The 365-nt window shown below is 54.5% G+C and carries 1 protein-coding gene; it reads left to right on the top strand.

What is annotated here, in order from left to right; all coding sequences use genetic code 11:
- Window positions 1–45: 45 nt before the first annotated feature.
- Window positions 46–365 (top strand): hypothetical protein (locus AC5RWX_RS34465; RefSeq protein WP_494100601.1); only part of this gene is annotated, 320 nt, incomplete at its 3' end.

Genomic DNA, 365 nt, shown 5'->3' with positions numbered 1-365 from the left:
CTAGCCGTCCTAGCTCGTGCGGTCTCTCTGACCTATGGTTCACGAATGGAACTGGCATTCGCAGCCTTGCTGATCTCAATATTGAGCTTGTCCTGGAACGTCTTCAATACCTTCTTCAAACTTCCACGCCTTCACGTAGTGACTGGGATACACACTCATGTGCGAGTGGGTCTGGGTTCAACAACCGAACCATCCGGGACCAGCTACTCACCGACGATCACCGTGATCAACACAGGAGGTGAAGCGGCCACTGTGACAGACGTCGGGCTCCTCGATACCGCAGGGGCGATTCTCTTGAGCATTTCGAGAGACCGCGGAGACGGCGTCGAAATCGATGGGGAAAAGCTTCCAGCCAGAATTGAACC

The sequence above is a fragment of the Arthrobacter sp. SPT-J7 genome (assembly GCF_059089965.1).
The sequence above is the reverse complement of the archived record's forward strand: the minus strand, read 5'-3'. Positions and strand labels throughout refer to the sequence as shown.